General features: G+C 74.8%; 18 protein-coding genes. 16 read left to right on the forward strand and 2 right to left on the reverse strand.

What is annotated here, in order from left to right; genetic code table 11:
- The first annotated feature begins 47 nt into the window (after positions 1-47).
- The 15 genes from VF468_15705 to ftsY all read left to right on the forward strand — a co-directional run bounded on the left by VF468_15705 (position 48) and on the right by ftsY (position 16,073).
- A complete protein-coding gene (locus VF468_15705) occupies positions 48-3,200 on the forward strand; it encodes a helicase-related protein (GenBank protein HEX5879738.1) in 3,153 nt (1,050 codons plus the stop codon).
- Positions 3,201-3,232: 32 nt separating this feature from the next.
- A complete protein-coding gene (locus tag VF468_15710; protein HEX5879739.1) occupies positions 3,233-4,063 on the forward strand; it encodes a helix-turn-helix domain-containing protein in 831 nt (276 codons plus the stop codon).
- 41 nt (positions 4,064-4,104) lie between these two features.
- Positions 4,105-5,070 (forward strand): helix-turn-helix domain-containing protein, encoded by a 966-nt coding sequence (locus VF468_15715; GenBank protein ID HEX5879740.1) that lies wholly within the window; start codon positions 4,105-4,107, stop codon positions 5,068-5,070.
- 84 nt (positions 5,071-5,154) lie between these two features.
- Positions 5,155-5,715 carry a 16S rRNA (guanine(966)-N(2))-methyltransferase RsmD gene (rsmD, locus tag VF468_15720; protein ID HEX5879741.1) on the forward strand — a complete coding sequence of 187 codons (561 nt, stop codon included), beginning with the start codon at positions 5,155-5,157 and terminating at the stop codon, positions 5,713-5,715.
- Positions 5,716-5,787: 72 nt separating this feature from the next.
- Positions 5,788-6,273, forward strand: a complete 486-nt coding sequence (gene coaD / locus VF468_15725) for a pantetheine-phosphate adenylyltransferase (GenBank protein HEX5879742.1) — start codon at positions 5,788-5,790, stop codon at positions 6,271-6,273.
- Between the two features lie 112 nt (positions 6,274-6,385).
- Entirely contained in the window at positions 6,386-6,949 is a 564-nt protein-coding gene (locus VF468_15730) for a YceD family protein (GenBank protein ID HEX5879743.1), read from the forward strand.
- The gene (rpmF, locus tag VF468_15735) at positions 6,930-7,106 is read left to right on the forward strand and encodes a 50S ribosomal protein L32 (protein HEX5879744.1); all 177 of its coding nucleotides are present in this window, start codon (positions 6,930-6,932) and stop codon (positions 7,104-7,106) included. The genes VF468_15730 and rpmF overlap by 20 nt, the downstream gene beginning before the upstream one ends.
- Positions 7,107-7,116: 10 nt before the next feature.
- The gene (rnc, locus tag VF468_15740) at positions 7,117-7,905 is read left to right on the forward strand and encodes a ribonuclease III (GenBank protein ID HEX5879745.1); all 789 of its coding nucleotides are present in this window, start codon (positions 7,117-7,119) and stop codon (positions 7,903-7,905) included.
- Complete coding sequence (locus VF468_15745) at positions 7,905-8,753, forward strand: DNA-formamidopyrimidine glycosylase family protein (GenBank protein ID HEX5879746.1); 849 nt, start codon at positions 7,905-7,907, stop codon at positions 8,751-8,753. The genes rnc and VF468_15745 overlap by 1 nt, the downstream gene beginning before the upstream one ends.
- A 55-nt stretch (positions 8,754-8,808) precedes the next feature.
- Positions 8,809-9,654 carry a DNA-formamidopyrimidine glycosylase family protein gene (locus tag VF468_15750; GenBank protein ID HEX5879747.1) on the forward strand — a complete coding sequence of 282 codons (846 nt, stop codon included), beginning with the start codon at positions 8,809-8,811 and terminating at the stop codon, positions 9,652-9,654.
- Complete coding sequence (locus tag VF468_15755; protein ID HEX5879748.1) at positions 9,642-10,442, forward strand: L,D-transpeptidase; 801 nt, start codon at positions 9,642-9,644, stop codon at positions 10,440-10,442. Before VF468_15750 ends, VF468_15755 begins: the two co-directional genes overlap by 13 nt.
- Entirely contained in the window at positions 10,439-10,714 is a 276-nt protein-coding gene (gene yccX, locus VF468_15760) for an acylphosphatase (protein HEX5879749.1), read from the forward strand. Before VF468_15755 ends, yccX begins: the two co-directional genes overlap by 4 nt.
- 288 nt (positions 10,715-11,002) lie before the next feature.
- Complete coding sequence (locus VF468_15765; GenBank protein ID HEX5879750.1) at positions 11,003-11,188, forward strand: hypothetical protein; 186 nt, start codon at positions 11,003-11,005, stop codon at positions 11,186-11,188.
- 110 nt (positions 11,189-11,298) lie between these two features.
- A complete protein-coding gene (smc, locus tag VF468_15770) occupies positions 11,299-14,883 on the forward strand; it encodes a chromosome segregation protein SMC (protein ID HEX5879751.1) in 3,585 nt (1,194 codons plus the stop codon).
- Between the two features lie 17 nt (positions 14,884-14,900).
- Complete coding sequence (ftsY, locus tag VF468_15775; protein ID HEX5879752.1) at positions 14,901-16,073, forward strand: signal recognition particle-docking protein FtsY; 1,173 nt, start codon at positions 14,901-14,903, stop codon at positions 16,071-16,073.
- On the opposite strand, the gene VF468_15780 is transcribed toward ftsY, so the two are convergent.
- Positions 16,070-16,750, reverse strand: a complete 681-nt coding sequence (locus VF468_15780) for a helix-turn-helix domain-containing protein (GenBank protein HEX5879753.1) — start codon at positions 16,748-16,750, stop codon at positions 16,070-16,072. The two genes, ftsY and VF468_15780, sit on opposite strands and share 4 nt — an antisense overlap.
- A 49-nt stretch (positions 16,751-16,799) precedes the next feature.
- On the opposite strand from VF468_15780, the gene VF468_15785 reads away from it, so the two are divergent.
- A complete protein-coding gene (locus VF468_15785) occupies positions 16,800-17,321 on the forward strand; it encodes an ester cyclase (GenBank protein ID HEX5879754.1) in 522 nt (173 codons plus the stop codon).
- A gap of 24 nt (positions 17,322-17,345) precedes the next feature.
- On the opposite strand, the gene VF468_15790 is transcribed toward VF468_15785, so the two are convergent.
- Positions 17,346-17,987: alpha/beta fold hydrolase (locus tag VF468_15790; GenBank protein HEX5879755.1), on the reverse strand; the 642-nt coding region annotated here is incomplete at its 5' end.

Raw genomic sequence — 17,987 nt, forward strand, 5'->3', positions numbered from 1 at the left:
GGAGAGGGTAGCACGGGCTCGTCCGAGGCCGCACCTATACTGGGCCGGTGGCCGAGACCCGAGCTCCCGACCCGCTCGGCACCCCGCTGGCCAAGGCCCCCGGGGTGTCGGCGCCGCTGGCCAGGACCCTGGAGGAGTCGTTCGGCTACCGCACCGTCCGTGACCTGCTGGAGCACTACCCGCGGCGCTACCTGACCAGGGGCGAGCTCACCGACCTGGCCCACGCCAAGAAGGGCGCCGAGGTCACCCTCGTCGGCACCGTCCGCAACCTGGCCAAGAAGCAGCCCCGGCGCAACCTCCGCATCCTCGAGGTCCGGGTGGTCGACGACAGCGGCGCCTGGGTCTGCACCTGGTTCAACCAGCCCTGGCACGCCCAGAAGCTGACCGTGGGCACGGTCGCCGCCTTCTCGGGCAAGCTCGCCTGGAAGGCCGGCCGCCTCGGCATGGCCAACCCCGGCTACGAGGTCCTGCGCGAGGGCGACGACCCCGAGGGGTTCGCCAACGAGGTCATCCCCGTCTACCCGGCCAGCAAGGAGGTCTCCTCGGGCCGGATCCGCCGGGCCGTCGGCGCCCTCCTCGACCGCTACGGCGACGTCCCCGACTTCGTGCCCGAGCCGCTGCGCCGGGCCCACGGCCTGCCCGGCCGGGCCGGCGCCCTTGAGGCCATCCACCGCCCCGGCGACCGCAAGGAGGCGACCCGGGCCCGCGACCGCCTGGTCTACGACGAGCTGTTCGTCCTCCAGGTCGGCCTGGCCCTGCGCCGCCGCGCCCAGGAGGCCGGCCAGCACGGCCAGCCCCTCCAGACCGACGGCGACCTCACCAAGCGCCTCCTGGCCAGCCTCCCCTACCAGCTCACCGGCGCCCAGTCCCGGGTCATGGCCGAGATCGGCGCCGACCTGTCCCGTCCCAAGCCGATGCACCGTCTCCTCCAGGGGGAGGTCGGCAGCGGCAAGGCCCAACCCATCCACTCGCTGGTGCTCACGCCGAGCGGATTCAAGCGGATGGGTGCCATCGAGGTCGGTGACGAGGTTGTCAACCCGACGGGGGAGATCACCGTCGTGACCGGCGTGTTCCCCCAAGGCCTCCGTGACACCTGGCGGGTGGTGTTCTCGGACGGCACCAGCGCCGAGTGCGACGACGAGCATCTGTGGCTGGTCAAGACGTCCTGCGGTTGGCACCGGGGCGACACGCCGCATGTCAGGACGACCCGCGAGCTGCGACGCGATCTCACCAAGAGGAACGGCTCCTCCAAGTGGTACATCCCGGTGGCGGCCGCCGCCGAGCTGGAGTGCGGCGAGGAGCGTCCGATGGACCCCTACCTCCTCGGGCTGCTCCTCGGCGACGGCTCCTTCCGGGCGAATCTGATGATCTCGACGGCTGACCAGGAGATCGTGGAGGCCGTTGCCGAGGCGCTACCGCCGGACTGCTACCTCAAGCGCGAGCCGTCCAGGCCGTACGACTACCTCATCCGACGTCGGTTCCGGACGAACCAGTACGACCCACATCCGGTGGCTGCCGCCCTGAAGCGGCTCGGCCTGCGTGGCGCGCGCTCTCGCGACAAGCACGTCCCTCGGGCCTATCTGATCGCTCCGAGCAAGGTGCGCCACGCGGTGCTGCAGGGGCTGCTCGACACCGACGGCACGCTCAACGCAGAGCAGGGCAGCAACGTCACCTTCCTCTCGGCGTCCCGGCAGCTCGCTGCCGACGTTCAGTGGCTGGTCGCGTCCCTCGGGGGCGTCGCTCGGCTCCGTCCGGTCAAGAAGGTAGGCGAGGTCCACTTCCTCGTCAGTGTCCGGCTCCCGAACGAGTACCCCCCGTTCCGGCTGCGCCGGAAGGCCGAGCTGCTGCGGCCGCCGACGAAGTACCATCGGTTCCGGCGGGCGATCCGCAGGATCGAGCACGTCGGCCTCAGGCCCGTCCAGTGCATCTCGGTCGCGCATCCGAACCAGCTCTACGTCACCGATCATTTCGCGGTCACCCATAACACGGTGGTGTCCCTCTGGGCCCTGCTGTGCGCGGTGCAGTCGGGGATGCAGGGAGCGATCATGGCCCCGACCGAGGTGCTGGCCGACCAGCACGGCATCAACCTCCGGGGGCTGCTGGAGCCGCTGGGGGAGGGCGGGGGGCTGTTCGGGGGGCCGCGGGTCGAGGTGCTGACGGCGGCCACCACCGGGGCGGCCCGGCAGCGGATCCTGGACGGGGTGGCCGCCGGCGAGGTCGACCTGCTGGTCGGCACCCACGCGCTGCTGTCGGAGGGGGTGGAGTTCCGGCGGCTGGGCGCGGTCGTGGTCGACGAGCAGCACCGCTTCGGCGTCCACCAGCGGGTGCGGCTGCGCGAGAAGGGCGACAGCCCGCACGTGCTGATCATGACCGCGACCCCGATCCCGCGGACGCTGGCCCTGACCCTGTACGGCGACCTGGACGTGTCCACCCTTGACGAGCTGCCGCCGGGCCGGACCCCGATCGCCACCCACGTGGTCGCCGACGCCACCCTGCGGGAGCGGGCCTATACGCGGGTCCGGGAGGAGGTGGCCGCCGGCCACCAGGCGTACGTGGTCTGCGCCCTCAAGGACGAGTCGGACAAGGTCGAGGTCCGCTCGGCCAAGGCCGAGGCCGAGCGGCTCCGGGCCGAGGTCTTCCCTGATCTACAACTCGGGCTGGTCTACGGCGACATGCCGGCCCGCGAGAAGGAGGCGACCATGGACCGCTTCCGGGCCGGCGAGGTCGACGTGCTCGTCTCCACCACCGTGATCGAGGTCGGCGTCGACGTGCCCAACGCCACCGTGATGCTGATCGAGGACGCCGACCGCTTCGGCCTGTCCCAGCTCCACCAGCTCCGGGGGCGGGTCGGGCGGGGCCGGGCCCCCGGGCTGTGCATCCTGTTCGCCGACCCCCTGACCGACGAGGGCCGGGCCCGCATGGACGCCATCGCCCGCACCAACGACGGCTTCGAGCTGGCCAACGAGGACCTGCGCATCCGCGGCGAGGGCACCGTGTTCGACGCCCGCCAGTCGGGCCTCTCCGACCTCAAGCTGGCCCGCCTGGTCGAGGACTTCGACTGGGTCCGGCGGGCCCGGGCCGACGCCTTCGCGCTGGTCGAGGCCGACCCGGAGCTGGCCGGCCCCGACCACCGGCGGCTGCGCCAGGAGGTGCTGGCCCGCCTCGGCGACGGCCGCGCCGAGTGGCTGGCCCGCGGGTAGCACAAACCCCCCATACGCACTACGCTCCCGCCATGTCGAGCGACGACCGTGGCTGGTCGGACGAGGACCAGCTCGTCCAGTACCTGGCCGAGTTCGGCTTCAACCGCAACGAGGCCCGGATCTACCTGGCCGCCCTCGGCCGTCCGCCGCTGCGGGTCGCCGAGCTGGCCGAGCTGGGCGACGTCAACCGGCCCAAGGCCTACGACGCCCTGCGCCAGCTGGTCGACAAGGGGCTGTTCTCGGAGGTCAGCGGGTCGGGGCACGGCCAGGTGGCCCGCTTCCAGGCCGCCGACCCGATGCTGGTCGTGCAGCGCCTGCGCCACCAGAGCGCGCTCGAGCAGGCCGACCGGGTCCAGGACACCGCGCTGCTGGTCGCCGACCTGTTCGCCCGCTACTACGAGGCCCCCCAGGGCGACGACCCGTTCGAGTACGTGGAGCTGATCCGCAACTCCGACGCCGCCTGGGCCCGCCGCGACGCCATCACCGCCGGCGCCGAGAAAGAGGTCGTCCAGGCCCGCCGGATGACCCCGCCGGGGACCGGGCCGCGGGCCGGCGACGAGGTCGGCGTCCGCGAGGGGGTCAGCTACCGGGCCCTGTACGAGACCGGGTTCCTCGACTTCCCGCAGTTCGTGGCCCGGCTGGCCGAGCGCGAGCAGCGCGGCGAGCAGATCCGCTTCGTCGACAAGGTGCCGGTCGGCCTGACCGCCGTCGACCGCCGCAAGTGCCTGCTCAGCCTCAACCCGACCGGGCTGGTCAGCGGGCAGGGGAGCTGGGTCGTGCTGGAGCAGCCGGCCCTGGCCCACCTGCTCACCGACGCCTTCGACCTGCTGTGGGACTCGGCCACGCCAGGTCCCCTCCAGTAGCTGGGCAACCTTCTTGACTTCGCCCTGAACCGTGCCTACTGTTGCGGCTCGCTCCTGTTGTCCCCTCTGGGAAGGACAGATCGCTGACCCAGTCCGATGACTCGGATCTGATCGACCGGCTCGTCCGACATGGCCTCGGCCAGGGCGAGGCCCGCTGCTACGTCGGCATGCTGGCCCAGCGGGCGTTCAAGGTCAGCGAGGTCGCCGCCGAGGCCGGCCTGCCAAGGTCGCGGGCGTACGAGCTGATCCGTTCGCTGGTCCGCTTCGGGCTCTGCACCGAGGTGGCCGGAGGCAGCGGGGTCGCCCGCTTCCGGGCCGTCCCGCCCAACGAGGCCATCGGCCGGCTGGAGGCGTCCAAGGCCGAGCAGGCCCGCCGGCGCGACCGGGCCCTCACCGGCCTGGCCGAGGCGCTCACCCTCCGCACCGGCCCGACACCCGGGGCCGGCGAGGAGCCGCTGGAGATGCTGCGCCGCCGCGAGCAGCTCCTCGGCGTCATGGCCACGGAGGTCTGCCGGGCCCGCCAGGAGGTGCTGACGATCGTCAACACCTCCTGGGAGCCGGCCGACTGCCCGGGGATGCGCGACCGCCTGGCCGCCGGGGTCCGCTTCCGCACCATCTTCGACCGCGACTCCCTGGAGCACGACCCGCACCGGGAGTGGGTGGCCGCCTTCGCCGACGACGACGGGTTCGAGGTCCGGGTCGTCGACCGCGTCGAGACCCTGTACCTGCTCGTCGACCGGTACGTCGTGCTCCTCAACCTGACCGTCCCGGGCTCCGGGTCGCCCGGCAGCCATGCCGAGAGCCTGCTGATGCGCCACGCCGGCCTCGGCGAGATCCTCCACGACGCCTTCGAGCGCACCTGGGTGCAGGGCGCCCCTTTTGAGCAGGCCCTCGAGGCGGACGGCGCACCCGCCCTCGTGGGCGCAACGGCCAGCGCGCGCGGCCACGCCCCGATCCGGTGGCGCGGTTCGCACGCCAGCAACGGCCGCTCGGCCTCGTCTGGCTGAGCCGGCCCGACCGGTTGGACGGCGGGGGAACGGCCTTGGCCCCCCCGGGCTAAGTACCCCGCCGCCAGCCACTCAGGGGGGAGCGTGCGGGTCGTCGGAGGCCGCCTCGGCGGCCGCCGCCTGCGGGCCGTCCCGGGGCGGGACACGCGGCCGACCAGCGACCGGGTCAGGGAGGCGCTGTTCGGGGTCCTCGGCGACCGGGTCGAGGGGGCGCGGGTGCTCGACCTGTTCGCCGGGACCGGGGCGCTGGCCATCGAGGCGCTGTCGCGCGGGGCCGCCTCGGCGGTGCTGGTCGAGCAGGCCGCCCCGGCGGTGACGGTGATCCGGGCCAACCTGGACGCCCTCGGCCTGGGCGGCGTGGCCACGGTGCGCCGCACCCGGGCCGAGACCTACCTCCGGACCCAGCGGGACGGCCCCTTCGACCTGGTCCTGCTCGACCCGCCCTATGCGGCCCCGGTCGGCCTGGTCGCCGGCCTGCTCGGCCGCCTGGCCCGCACCGCCCTGGCCCCGGAGGCGGTGGTCGTGGTCGAGGCCGCCGCCCGCGCCGAGGCCCCGCCCTGGCCGCCGGGCCTGACGCCCGAACGCCCCCGCCGCTACGGCGACACCGCGTTGCACCTCGCCATCCTTGATGCTCCGGGGGGCTAGGCTTGAGCCCCCCGGGCCCCCAGTTGGGTACCCTTGACCTGAGCCCGACCCCCAGCCAGGAGACCCCGACCCGTGCGGACCGCTTGCTGCCCCGGCACCTACGACCCGGTCACCAACGGCCACCTCGACATCGTGGCCCGGGCGGCCAGGTGCTTCGACCGGGTGATCGTGGCCGTGCTCATCAACCCGGCCAAGCAGCCGCTGTTCACCCTCGAGGAGCGGCTGGCCATGCTCAAGGAGGCGACCGAGCCGATGGGCTCGGTCGAGATCGACGCCTTCTCCGGCCTGCTGGTCGACTACGCCAGGCGGCGCGAGGTCACCGCCATCGTCAAGGGCCTGCGGGCGGTCTCGGACTTCGACTACGAGCTCCAGATGGCGCAGATGAACTACCGCCTGGCCGGGGTCGACACCATGTTCATGACCACCAACCCGACCTGGTCGTACCTCAGCTCCAGCCTGGTCAAGGACGTGGCCAGGCACGGCGGCGACGTCACCGGGCTGGTGCCCGACTTCGTGGTGGCCAGGCTGCGCGAACGCGCCCAGCAGCCACCCGCCTGACGCGCTCCGACCGTCCGCCTTCTGCTACCCTGATACGCTGCGGTGAGTCCCACCGTCGTTTTTGTGTGCCCCTCACACGCCCCAGGCGCCATCACCTCGGATTGTCATGTTCATGAGCAAGCACGTCACAGCACCGGCGCTCGCGGTCGACGTCCGCGAGCTGCTCCAGAAGCCCGGGGCGCACCGCCACGTGGTGGTGGGCGCCCCCCTCGACGACCTGGCGACCCCGGTCGCCTCGGTCCCGCCCGACCGGCCCGTCACCGTCGACGCCGAGGTCGAGAGCGTGGTCGAGGGGCTGCTGGTCACCGGCAAGGTCAGCGCCACCGCGGTGGTCCGCTGCGTCCGCTGCCTGCGCGACCTTGACCATGAGGTGGAGGTCGAGGTGCGCGAGCTGTTCGCCCTCGAGCCCGGCGAGGACGAGGACGAGGGCTACGCCGTGCTGCCCGACGACCGCCTGCCCCTCGACACCATGGCCAGGGACGCGCTCGTGCTCGCCTTCCCGGCCTTCCCGCTGTGCCGCCCCGACTGCGCCGGCCTCTGCCCCGTCTGCGGCGCCGACCGCAACAGCACCGACTGCGGGCACGGCGGGGCCGACGACATCGATCCCCGCTGGGCCGGCCTGGCCGACCTGCGCACAAGCATCCAGGAGGAAGACGATGCCCGTCCCCAAGCGTAAGACCCCGCGGGCCAAGACCCGGCACCGCCGGTCCCATTGGAAGTCGGTGGCCCCGACCTACGCGTCGTGCCCCCAGTGCCGGCAGGCCAAGCTGCCGCACACCGTCTGCCAGAACTGCGGGTACTACGGTGGGCGTCAGGTCGTTGAGGTCGAGTAAGCGACAGCCGATCGAGAAGGCCCTCGGCGTCCGCTTCGGCGGCGAGGAGCTCTACGTCTGGGCCTTCACCCACCGCTCCTTCGCCTACGAGAACGGCGGCCTGCCCACCAACGAGCGGCTCGAGTTCCTCGGCGACGCCGTCCTCGGCCTGGTCGTCACCGACATCATCTACCGCGCCTTCCCCGAGCTGCCCGAGGGCCAGCTGGCCAAGCTGCGGGCGGCCACGGTGAACATGAACGTGCTGGCCGAGGTGGCCCGCGAGCTCGGCGTCGGCGACGCCGTCCGTCTGGGCCGGGGCGAGGAGCTCTCGGGCGGGCGGGACAAGTCCTCCATCCTGGCCGACACCCTCGAGGCCGTGCTCGGGGCCATCTACCTCGACAAGGGCCTGTCCCGGGCGGCCGCCCTGGTGCGGCGGCTGTTCGAGCACCGGGTGATGGAGGCGGCCGGGCGCGGGGCCGCCCTCGACTACAAGACCTCCCTGCAGGAGCTGGCCGCGTCCAGCCTCGGCGGGATGCCCTCCTACGCCATCGAGGAGGAGGGCCCCGACCACGCCAAGCGGTTCACGGCCACCGTCTCGGTCGCCGGCACGGCCTACGGCAGCGGCAAGGGCCGCTCCAAGAAGGAGGCCGAGCAGCAGGCGGCCCGTGAGGCGTTCGAGTCCCTGGCCGCCGACCGCATGGTCAGCGGCACCGGCGACGCCGGGACCGATCCACCGAGGCACCCCTCCGGGGTTCCCCGGATCCCTCCGGTCGACGTGGTCCCCGCCGAATCTCCTGCGCCCCCGCCAGCGGGCGAGTAGTGCCCGAGCTCCCCGAGCTGGACGTCCTGGCCGAGAACCTGGCGGCCCGGCTGGCCAAGGCCAGGGTGGCCGCGGTCCGGGTCGTCTCGGTGGCCGCCCTCAAGACCTTCGACCCCCCGATCGACGCCCTGGTCGGCCTGGCCGTCACCGGGGCCGGCCGCCGGGCCAAGTACGTCTGGCTCGAGCTGGGCGAGCTGCGCCTGGTCATGCACCTGTCGCTCGGCGGCCGCCTGGTCCTGGGGCCCAAGCCGGCCCCGCGCAAGACCGCCGTGCTCACCGTCGACCTCGACGACGGCCGGGTCCTGTCCATGACCGAGGGCGGCACCCAGCGCCGGGCCGCCGTCTGGCTGGTCGACGACGTCGAGAAGGTCCCGCCCCTGGCCGGCCTCGGCCCCGAGCCGCTCGACCCCGGCTTCACCACCGAGCGCCTGGCCGCCATCCTGGCCGAGGGCGGCCACACCCTCAAGGGCATGCTCACCGACCAGCGGGCCATGGCCGGGGTCGGCAACGCCTGGAGCGACGACGTGCTCCACCGGGCCCGCATGTCGCCCTTCGCCCGCCCCGAGCGCCTCGACCCGTCCGAGGTCGAGCGCCTCCACACCGCCCTGGTCGGCGTCCTCACCGAGGCCCGCGCCACCCTGGCCTCCCAGGTCGGCGACGAGGTCGTGATCCCCAAGGCCTCCGAGCGCCTGTTCGCCGTCCACGGCCGCGCCGGCGCCGCCTGCTACGTCTGCGGCGACACCATCCGCTCGGTCTGGATGGGCGAACGCGAGACCTCCTACTGCCCGACCTGCCAGACGGGCGGCCGGGTCCTGGCCGACCGCCGCCGGTCCCGCTTCCTCCGCTAGAATGCCAGCGTCCGGCCCGGGGACGCTCGGGCGAGGCGGCCCGCCGGAGGAGCCTGTGCCCGAGTTGCCGGAGGTCGAGACCCTCCGCCAGGACCTCGACAAGGAGGTCGGCGGCCGGAAGGTCAAGGCGGTCGAGGTCAGGGCGGCCAAGGTGGTGCGCCGCCACCGCAACCGCCGGGAGTTCGCCGACCGGCTCGTTGGCCGCAAGCTCGGCGCCGCCGCCCGCATCGGGGACCTGCTCCTGCTGGGCCTGGACGGCGGCCCGGAGACGGCCGCGCTGGTGATCGACCTCGGCCCCGGCGGGCGGCTGCTCAAGCAGCGCAGCGCCGCCCCGGTCGAGCGCCAGACCGACGCCGTGCTCAGCTTCTCGGTCGGCGGCGACCTGCGCGTCCTCGGCCTCGGGGAGGACGGCGAGCTGTTCCTGGCCGGCAACGACGACCTGGAGGAGCTGGCCGACCGGTGGCGCGGCGCCATCGACCCGCTGGCCGACGCCCTGGCCTGGCAGGCCCTCGGCGCCCGGCTCGGGGCCAGGCAGGAGCGGCTGCGCACCCTGCTCACCGACCCGGCGTTCGTGACCGGCATCGGCCCGGTCTACGCCGACGAGATCCTCTGGGCCGGCGGGCTGCGCTGGGACCGGGACTCCTCCAGCCTGACCGCCCAGGAGGTGCGCCGGCTCCACCGGGCGATCCAGGAGGTGGTCCAGGAGGCCGTGCGCCTGCGCGGGGTCTCGGTGGGGGAGACCCCCTGGCTCGACCTCCACGGCGGCAAGGGCGAGTTCGAGCCCCAGCTCAGCGTCTACCAGCGGGAGGGCCAGCCGTGCCGCCGCTGCCGCACCCCCCTGGTCCACGAACGCATCGAAGGCGGGCAGACCACGTACTATTGCCCCAAATGCCAGAGCTGAAGCCCCGCTCGACCGCTCCCGCCGCCGTGGCCGCGCTGCTCGCGATGGTCCTGGCGCTGGCCGGCTGCGGCGGGCCCGACCCGGCCCCGCCGCCCCCGCTCGACCCCGCCGCCGGCCCCCCGGCGCCGACGACCACGGCCGCCCCCGCCGCCGGCGAGGTCCAGCTGGGCAACGCCCCCGCCTACGTCGCCCTGGCCGTCAAGGACGTGACCGTCAAATCGAAGCCCGGCAAGGGCGACATCGTGGCCGTGTTCCCGCAGGCCCTGCCCTGGGGGAGCCCGACCCCGTTCCTGATCGACCACGCCCGGCGCACCGCCACCGGGGAGACGTGGCTCAAGGTGCTGCTGCCCCGGCGGCCCAACGGCTCCAGCGGCTGGGTCCAGCGCGAACAGGTCCGGATCAAGCCGGTGGCCCACGAGGTCGTGGTCGACCTCTCCTCGCGCACCGCCAGCCTCCTCCGCGGCCGCAAGAAGCTGCGCAGCTTCCGGGTCGGGGTCGGGACCGCGGGCACGCCCACCCCGACCGGGCGGTTCTACGTGACCGTGAAGCTCAAGCCGCCGCAGATCTCGGCGGCCGCCTACGGGGCCTGGGCCCTGGGGCTGTCCGGCTACTCCGAGGTCCACCAGAGCTTCGGCACCGGCGACGGCCAGATCGCCCTCCACGGGACCTACAAGCCGTGGCTGCTGGGCCGGCCGGTGTCCAACGGCTGCGTGCGCATGGACAACGAGACCATCACCCTGCTGGCCGAGACGCTGCCCCTTGGCACCCCGGTCACCATCCAGGCATGAGCGCGCTCCGGCTCAAGGCCGTCATCCGGGGCGAGGTCCAGGGCGTGGGCTTCCGCTGGGCCGTGCAGCGCCAGGCCGGGCAGCTCGGGCTCACCGGCTACGCCGAGAACCTGCCCGACGGGTCGGTCCGGGTCGAGGCCGAGGGCGATCCCGACCGGCTCGACCAGCTCGAGTCGTTCCTGCGCGAGGGCCCGCGCTGGGCCGAGGTCGAGTCGCTCGACAGCCAGCGGATCCCGGCCACCGGCGAGTTCCACTACTTCGAGGCGCGGTAACCGGACGGCGGTTTCGTCGCGATGGACTCGCTTGGCGCCTCCATACGGACGTGTTATAGTCCGCTTGTGAAATCAGTCCTCTGGGACCGCCCGGACGCGGTAACTGCTCGGCCCGGCTGCATCGGGCAGGGTCACGCACACGTTTTGGGCCTTCCTCTCCCAGGGTACAAACCGTAAGTAGTCGTCGGCCGTTCCGCACGGCGCTGGACGACCCTTGTGGCCTGCCAGTCCAGCGGACAAGAGCGCAGCGGTAACCCCGAAGCCGCTGCAGTGGGAGGAGCTTCCCGGATGTCGAAGGCGCTCATGGGCTACGTAGGTCAGCCGCCCGCGTACATGATCCTGCGGGAGCTGAATGCCCTCAAAGCGCGTGTCGCCGAGCTCGAGCGGCACCTCGCGGTAGCGGAGCAGGAGCTCGCCCTTCGCGAGGTCGAGGACTTCCGCCCCTCGACCACCAAGGAAGCGGCCCTGGCCTAGCCAGGGTTTCGTCTATTTCGGGGCCTCCCGCGGGAGGCCCCGAACGTTCGCCCCATCGGCGCCGACATCCCCGGGATCGTCCGATCCCCGTGCTAGCATCAGCCGGCCTGATGTTCCTCAAGTCGCTGACCCTGCGCGGGTTCAAGTCGTTCGCCGAGAAGACCACCCTGGACTTCGAGCCGGGGATCACGGTCATCGTCGGCCCCAACGGTTCCGGCAAGTCCAACGTGGTCGACGCCGTCGCCTGGGTGCTGGGCGAGCAGGGCCCCAAGTCGCTGCGCGGCGGCAAGATGGAGGACGTCATCTTCGCCGGCACGGGCAGCCGCGGCGCCCTCGGCCGGGCCGAGGTCGCCCTCACCATCGACAACTCGGCCGGGCTGCTGCCCATCGAGTACAGCGAGGTGACCGTCACCCGGCTGCTGTACCGCTCCGGCGAGAGCGAGTACGCCATCAACGGCACCACCTGCCGGCTGCTCGACATCCAGGAGCTGCTGTCCGACACCGGCGTCGGCCGCGAGCTGCACACCGTGCTCGGGCAGAACCGCCTCGAGGACGTGCTCCAGGGCCGGCCCGAGGACCGCCGGGCGGCCATCGAGGAGGCGGCCGGGGTGTACAAGCACCGCCGCCGCAAGGAGAAGGCGCTGCGCAAGCTGGCCGGCATGGAGCAGCACCTGGTCAGGCTGTCCGACCTCGTCGGGGAGCTGCGCCGCCAGCTCAAGCCGTTGCAGCAGCAGGCCGAGACGGCGGCCAGGGCGGCCGAGGTCGCCGCCGAGCTGCGCGAGGTCCGCCTCACCCTGCGGGCCAGGGAGCTGGCCGGGGTCCGCCAGCGCTCGGCGTCGCTGGACGCCGAGGAGGCCGCCTTCGCCGCCCGGCTGGCCGAGCTGGAGCAGCGCCACGACGCCGAGGAGGCGCGCGAGCGCGGCTTCCAGGCCGAGCTGGCCGAGCTGGAGCCCCTGGCCGGCCGGGCCACCGACGCCGTGCACCGCCTGGCCACCGTGCGCGAGCGCCTCCGGGGCACGGTCGCCCTGGCCGAGGCCCGTGCCCGCCACCTGGCCGAGTCGCTGGCCACCGAGCACGAGGGCCGCTCCGTGGCCGACCTGGAACGGGAGGCGGCCGAGGTCGCCGCGGAGCTCGGCCGGGTCGAGGACGAGCTGGCCGCGACCACCGCCACCGCGACCGAGGCCGCGGCCGTCCGCAACCGCGCCCGGGCCGCCCTGGCCGCCTTCGACCAGGCCGCCGCCCGGGCCGAGCGGGACCGGGCCACCGCCCACCGGCGCGAGGTCCGCCTGGCCAGCGAGGTCGCCGGGCTGGAGCGGACGATCGAGCAGATGGAGGCCGAGACGGCCCGGCTGCGCGAGCAGGCGGGCGCGGTCGAGCGCCGCCGGGCCGAGACGGCCGCCCTCCTGGACCGGTTCCGGGCCGAGCGGGCCGATCTGGAGGCCCAGCAGGCCGGCCGGGACGCCGACCGGCGGGCGGCCGAGGAGCAGCGCGACCAGCGGGCCGCCGCCGCCCGGTCCCTGGCCGCCGAAGAGCGGCGGGTCGAGGCGGAACGGGCCGCCGCCCGCGCCCGACGCGAGGCGTTCGAGGCCACCGCCCGGGCGGCCGGCGGCGACGCCCTCGCCTTCCTGGAGGGCGCCGGCCGCGACGGCGTCCTCGGCCCCCTCGCCCCTGCCCTCTCGGTCGACCCCGGCTACGAGGCCGCGGTCGCCGCCGCCCTGGGCCCCGACGCCGACGCCATCGTGGTCGCCGGCCCCACCGTCGCCACCGGCGGCGCCCGCCTCCTCCGCGACGCCGGCAGCGGCCGCGCCATCCTCCTCCATCCCTCGGCGAACGGGTCGGCCCCGGACCCCGGAACCAACGGCTCGCCGTCGCTGCTCGACCGGGTGGCCACCGCCGGGGTGGCCGGAGAGGTGGCCAGGGCGCTGCTGGACGGGGTGCTGGTCGCCGACGACCTGGAGCAGGCCAGGGAGCTGCTGGAACGGCATCCCGGGGGACGGGTCGTGACCCGGGCCGGGGAGCTGCTGGCGGCGGGGCGGGTCGAGGGCGGGGTGGTGCCCGAGGCGAACGGGCTGGCCGCGCGGCGGGCCGCCGACGAGGCCGCCAAGGCCGAGGCGGCGACGGCCGCGACCCTGGAGCGGGTCGGGGCCGAGCTGCGCGCGGCCCAGCAGGAGCTGGAGGCGGCCGAGGGGCGGGCCGCCGACGCGGCCCGGGCCCTGCGCGACGCCCAGGCGGCCGTGCGGCGCCTCGACGACCGGGCCACCCTCGCCGGCAAGGAGCTGCGCGGCCTGGAACGGGAGGCGGCCGCGGCGGCCGAGCGCCTGCACGAGCTCGACGCCGGCCGCGAACGGGCCGCCGCCCGCCTGGCCACCGCCCAGACCGACCTGGCCATCGCCCCCCGGCAGGGGGTGCTCGCCGGGACCGGGGCCGAACGCGACGCCGAGCTGCTCGCCGGCGGGCGGCCGCCCCTGGTCGAGGCCCTCGACCAGGCCGAGCAGGCCGCCACCGCCGCCCGGGTGGCCGGCGCCGCCGTTGGCGAGCGGCGCCGGCTCCTCGACCAGCGCCTGGCCGAGCTCCGCGCCCTGGCCGCCGCCGAGGTCGAGGCGGCCGAGCAGCGGGCCCGGGCCCGCGGGGCCCGCCTCGACGGCGCCCGCCGGGCCGGGGTGGCCGCCACCGCCGGGGCCACCGCCCTGGCCCGGCTGGAGCGGTCCCTGGCCGCCGCCGCCGCCGAGCGCGACCGCCTGGCCGGCACCCTCCAGGCGGCCCGGGAAGGCCTGGCCGCGGCCAGCGCCACCCGCCGCGAGGCCACCGCCGCCCTCGACGAGCACCACGCCGTCACCCGGGCCTCCGACGAGGCCAGGGTCGAGGCCCGCCTGCGCGCCGAGGAGCTGGGCAAGCGCATCGTCGAGGAGTTCGCCATCGACCCCGACGAGGCCATGGCCGAGTACCTGCCCGGCGAGGCCCGCCTGGCCGAGCTGCCCGAGCCCGACCCGCGCCGCCAGCCCTCGACCGAGCTGCGCCGGGTCGCCACCGCCCTCGACCGCCGCCTCACCCTGCTGGGCCGGGTCAACCCCCTGGCCCTGGAGGAGTTCAAGGCCCTGGAGGAGCGCTACAGCTTCCTCTCCAGCCAGCTCCAGGACCTCAAGGAGAGCCGCCGCGACCTGCTCAAGGTGGTCAGGGCGGTCGACGAGCGGGTCCGGGAGGTGTTCGGCTCGGCCTTCGAGGACGTGGCCCGCGAATTCGAGCGCACCTTCGGGCTGCTGTTCCCCGGCGGCGAGGGCCGCCTCGTCCTCACCGACCCCGACGACCTCCTGGCCAGCGGGATCGAGGTCGAGGCCCGGCCCCCCGGCAAGAAGGTCCGCCGCCTGTCGCTGCTGTCGGGCGGCGAGCGCAGCCTGGTCGCCCTGGCCTTCTACTTCGCCATCTTCCGGGCCCGCCCCAGCCCCTTCTACGTCCTCGACGAGGTCGAGGCCGCCCTCGACGACGTCAACCTGCACCGCTTCCTCGACCTGCTCGACGACGCCCGCGAGCACGCCCAGCTGCTGGTCGTCAGCCACCAGCGCCGGACCATGGAGGCGGCCGACGCCCTCTACGGCGTTTCCATGCAGGCCGAGGGTGTCAGCAAGGTCGTGAGCCGGCGGCTCCGCTCTGGCACCCTCGACGGGAACGACGAGGCCGTCGCCGTCGCAACGAGGTGAGGTAGGGAGTGGAAGGGCTGCAGATCCTGCTCGTGGTCGCCGCCACCCTGGTGATCGTGAGCCTGCTGGCCGTGGTGCCGCTGGTCGCCGGGCGCCGCCGGCGCCAGGACGCCGACGAGGTCCGCCAGGTCGACCTGGACCGTGAGCCGGGCGTCGGCGACGACGCCGGGCAGCCGCCAAGGCCGGGCCGGGAGGTCGCCGACGTCGACCTCCCCCCCGACGACCGCGGCGTGGCCACCGCGGCCCCGCCGGCCGAGGAGGTCATCGCCCCCCGGCGGCGCTTCCGCGAGCGCCTCGGCCGCTCCCGGGCCGCCCTCTCCCGCGGCATGGCCGGGCTGCTGGCCAGGGGCGCCGACGACGACGAGGCCTGGGAGGAGCTGGAGGAGGCGCTGCTCGCGGCCGACGTGGGCGTGGCCACCTCCACCGAGCTGGTCGAGCGGCTGCGGACCCGGGCCCGGGCCGAGCGGGCCAGCGGCCCCGAGCTGCGCGAGCTGCTCCGGGCCGAGCTCCGCGACGCCGTCGGGTCCGGCGACCGGTCGCTCGCCCTCGACCTGCTCGAGGACCACCAGCGCCCCGGGATCGTGCTGGTCGTCGGCGTCAACGGCACCGGCAAGACGACCACCGTCGGCAAGCTCGCCCTGGCCCTGGCCGAGGAGGGCAAGCAGCCGGTGCTGGCCGCCGCCGACACCTTCCGGGCCGCCGCCACCGAGCAGCTGGTCATCTGGGGCGACCGCGTCGGCGCCCCGGTCGTCCGCCACCAGCAGGGCGCCGACCCGGCCGCGGTCGCCTTCGACGGCCTCGCCTCGGCCCGGGCCCGGGGCGCCGACGTCCTCCTGGTCGACACCGCCGGCCGCCTCCACACCAAGACCAACCTCATGGAGGAGCTGCGCAAGCTCCGCCGGGTCCTGGAGCGCGAGGGCGGCCAGATCCGCGAGGTCCTCCTGGTCCTCGACGCCACCACCGGCCAGAACGGCCTCGCCCAGGCCCGCCAGTTCACCGACGCCGTCGGCGTCACCGGGGTCGTCCTGACCAAGCTCGACGGCACCGCCAAGGGCGGCATCGTCATCGCCGTCCAGCGCGACCTCGGCATCCCGGTCAAGCTCGTCGGTCTCGGCGAAGGCCCCCACGACCTCGCCCCCTTCGACCCCGACGCCTTCGTGGACGCGCTGCTGTCCGACGACGGCGCCTAGCCCGGCGACCCGGGCGGCGCGGCGCCCTCGTCCGGGAGCAGGGCGGCGGCCAGGCTGGCGGCGAACCAGCGCTCCCACTCGTCCAGGGCCCAGCCCCGCTCCAGGACCAGCAGGCGGTAGGTGTCGGGGGCGGTGTGGAGCCAGATGAGGTCGCGGGCGCGCTCCACCGGCAGGCCGGGGGCGAGGGCGCCGGTCTCGGCCAGGTGGGTGGCCAGGGCGGTGGCGCCCGTGAGCCGCTCGCGGTCGATGGTGGCCGCCAACTCCTGGAGGTCGGGCTCGCCGGCACGGGCCGCGGCCAGCAGGGCACTGGTCAGGGGACCGGCCCGCTCCAGCATGGCCCGGCCGATGGCGGCGTACCGGGCCAGCTTGCCGCGCGGGTCGGGGTCGGCGGCCAGCGCCTGGAGGGCGGGCCGGCGAGCGAGCGGCACGGGGTCGACGTCGCCGGCCAGCAGCACGTCGTAGACCCGCTTGACCAGCCGCGGCTTGGGCCCCAACACCTTGTAGAGCAGGGCGACCGAGACGCCGGCCTCGGCGGCCAGGTCGGCCATGGCCAGCCCGGCGTAGCCGCGCTCCAGCAGCAGCCGGTGCGCGGTGTCGACGACCCGCTGCTCGGTGCGCCGGGCGGCGGCGGCCCGGCGGGCGTTGTCGTAGGCGCGGGTCTTGACAGGACGCGGCAATTTAGTAGAACCTCATTCTACCGAAAGAGTAGCACGAGGAGACGACAGCATGGACACGCGCACGGCGACCGCCCACGACCTCGTGCGGCGGAGCCTGCGGCTGATGCAGGCCTGGGACGACGCCGAGGCGGCCGAGCTCATCCACCCCGACGCCGCCAACGACGAGGCGGTCAGTGAGCCGCCGGACGCCCGGGGCCGCGGGCCGGCCGCGTTCAAGGCGACCTACGACTGGCTTCACGCCACCTTCGAGGAGCTGCGCTGGGACGTGGAGGACCTGGTGGCCGAGGGCGACCTGGTCGTCGCCCGCACCGTGATGCGCGGCCGGCAGGTGGCGCCGTTCGTGACCTACGGCCCCGACGGCCGGCCGGCCCAGGTGTTCGCCTCCAACGGCCGGTCGTTCGCCAGCTCCCAGACGCACTGGTACCGCCTGGCCGAGGGCCGCATCGTCGGCCACGCCGCCGACCGCGACGACCTCGGCCAGGCCCGCCAGCTCGGCTGGGTTCCGCCCACCCCGGCCTTCCTGCTTCGCTCGGCCCTGGCCAGGCGCCGCCTGCGCCGCGCCACCCCCTGACCCCGGCCCACCGGGGTCAGGCGCTCACCCGGCCTGGCGCTCCCCGCCCAGGTGGCCGCGGAGGAACCCGACCGTGTCCGACCAGGCCTCGGCGGCCTGGTCGGGGGCGTGGAGGGGCACGTCGCGGTTGGCGAAGGAATGCTCGGTGCCCGGCCAGGTGCGGACGCGCACCTCGGTGCCGGCGGCCCGGAGGGCGGCCACGAACCCGTCGAAGAACTCCGGGGGGTCGAACTCCTCGACCTCGGCGAGCTGCAGCAGGACCGGGCAGCGGATGGCGGCGGCCCGCTCGGGGTCCAGGGCGGCGTAGTACACGGCGGCCGCGTCGTAGGCCCCGGTGGTGGCCTGGAGCAGGGTGAGGAACCCGCCCATGGAGAAGCCGAGACCGCCGACGGGGCCGCCGCCGGCGCGCTCGCGCAGGTCGGCGGTGGCGGCGTCCAGCCGGGCCCGGGCCGCGTCGTTGTCCAGGGCCTCCATCAGCGCCTCGGCCTGGCCGGAGTCGGTGGTGGTGCGGCCGTCGTACAGGTCCGGGGCCAGGGCCGCCAGCCCGGCCGCGGCCAGCTCGTCGCAGCCGGCCCGGACGTGCGGGAGCAGGCCGTACCAGTCGTGGACGACCAGCACCCCGGCCGTCGCCGGGCCGGACGGTTCGGCAAGGTAGTCGGGCATGGT

It is taken from the genome of Actinomycetota bacterium (assembly GCA_036280995.1).
GTDB lineage: Bacteria > Actinomycetota > CALGFH01 > CALGFH01 > CALGFH01 > CALGFH01.

Excerpts from the sequence above, each read along its gene's own strand:
- VF468_15765 (HEX5879750.1), top strand. The coding sequence starts at position 11,003 with ATGTCGAAGGCGCTCATGGGCTACGTAGGTCAGCCGCCCGCGTACATG.
- VF468_15710 (HEX5879739.1), top strand. The coding sequence starts at position 3,233 with ATGTCGAGCGACGACCGTGGCTGGTCGGACGAGGACCAGCTCGTCCAG.
- VF468_15730 (HEX5879743.1), top strand. The coding sequence starts at position 6,386 with ATGAGCAAGCACGTCACAGCACCGGCGCTCGCGGTCGACGTCCGCGAG.
- VF468_15755 (HEX5879748.1), top strand. The coding sequence starts at position 9,642 with ATGCCAGAGCTGAAGCCCCGCTCGACCGCTCCCGCCGCCGTGGCCGCG.
- yccX (HEX5879749.1), top strand. The coding sequence starts at position 10,439 with ATGAGCGCGCTCCGGCTCAAGGCCGTCATCCGGGGCGAGGTCCAGGGC.
- rpmF (HEX5879744.1), top strand. The coding sequence starts at position 6,930 with ATGCCCGTCCCCAAGCGTAAGACCCCGCGGGCCAAGACCCGGCACCGC.
- VF468_15785 (HEX5879754.1), top strand. The coding sequence starts at position 16,800 with ATGGACACGCGCACGGCGACCGCCCACGACCTCGTGCGGCGGAGCCTG.
- smc (HEX5879751.1), top strand. The coding sequence starts at position 11,299 with ATGTTCCTCAAGTCGCTGACCCTGCGCGGGTTCAAGTCGTTCGCCGAG.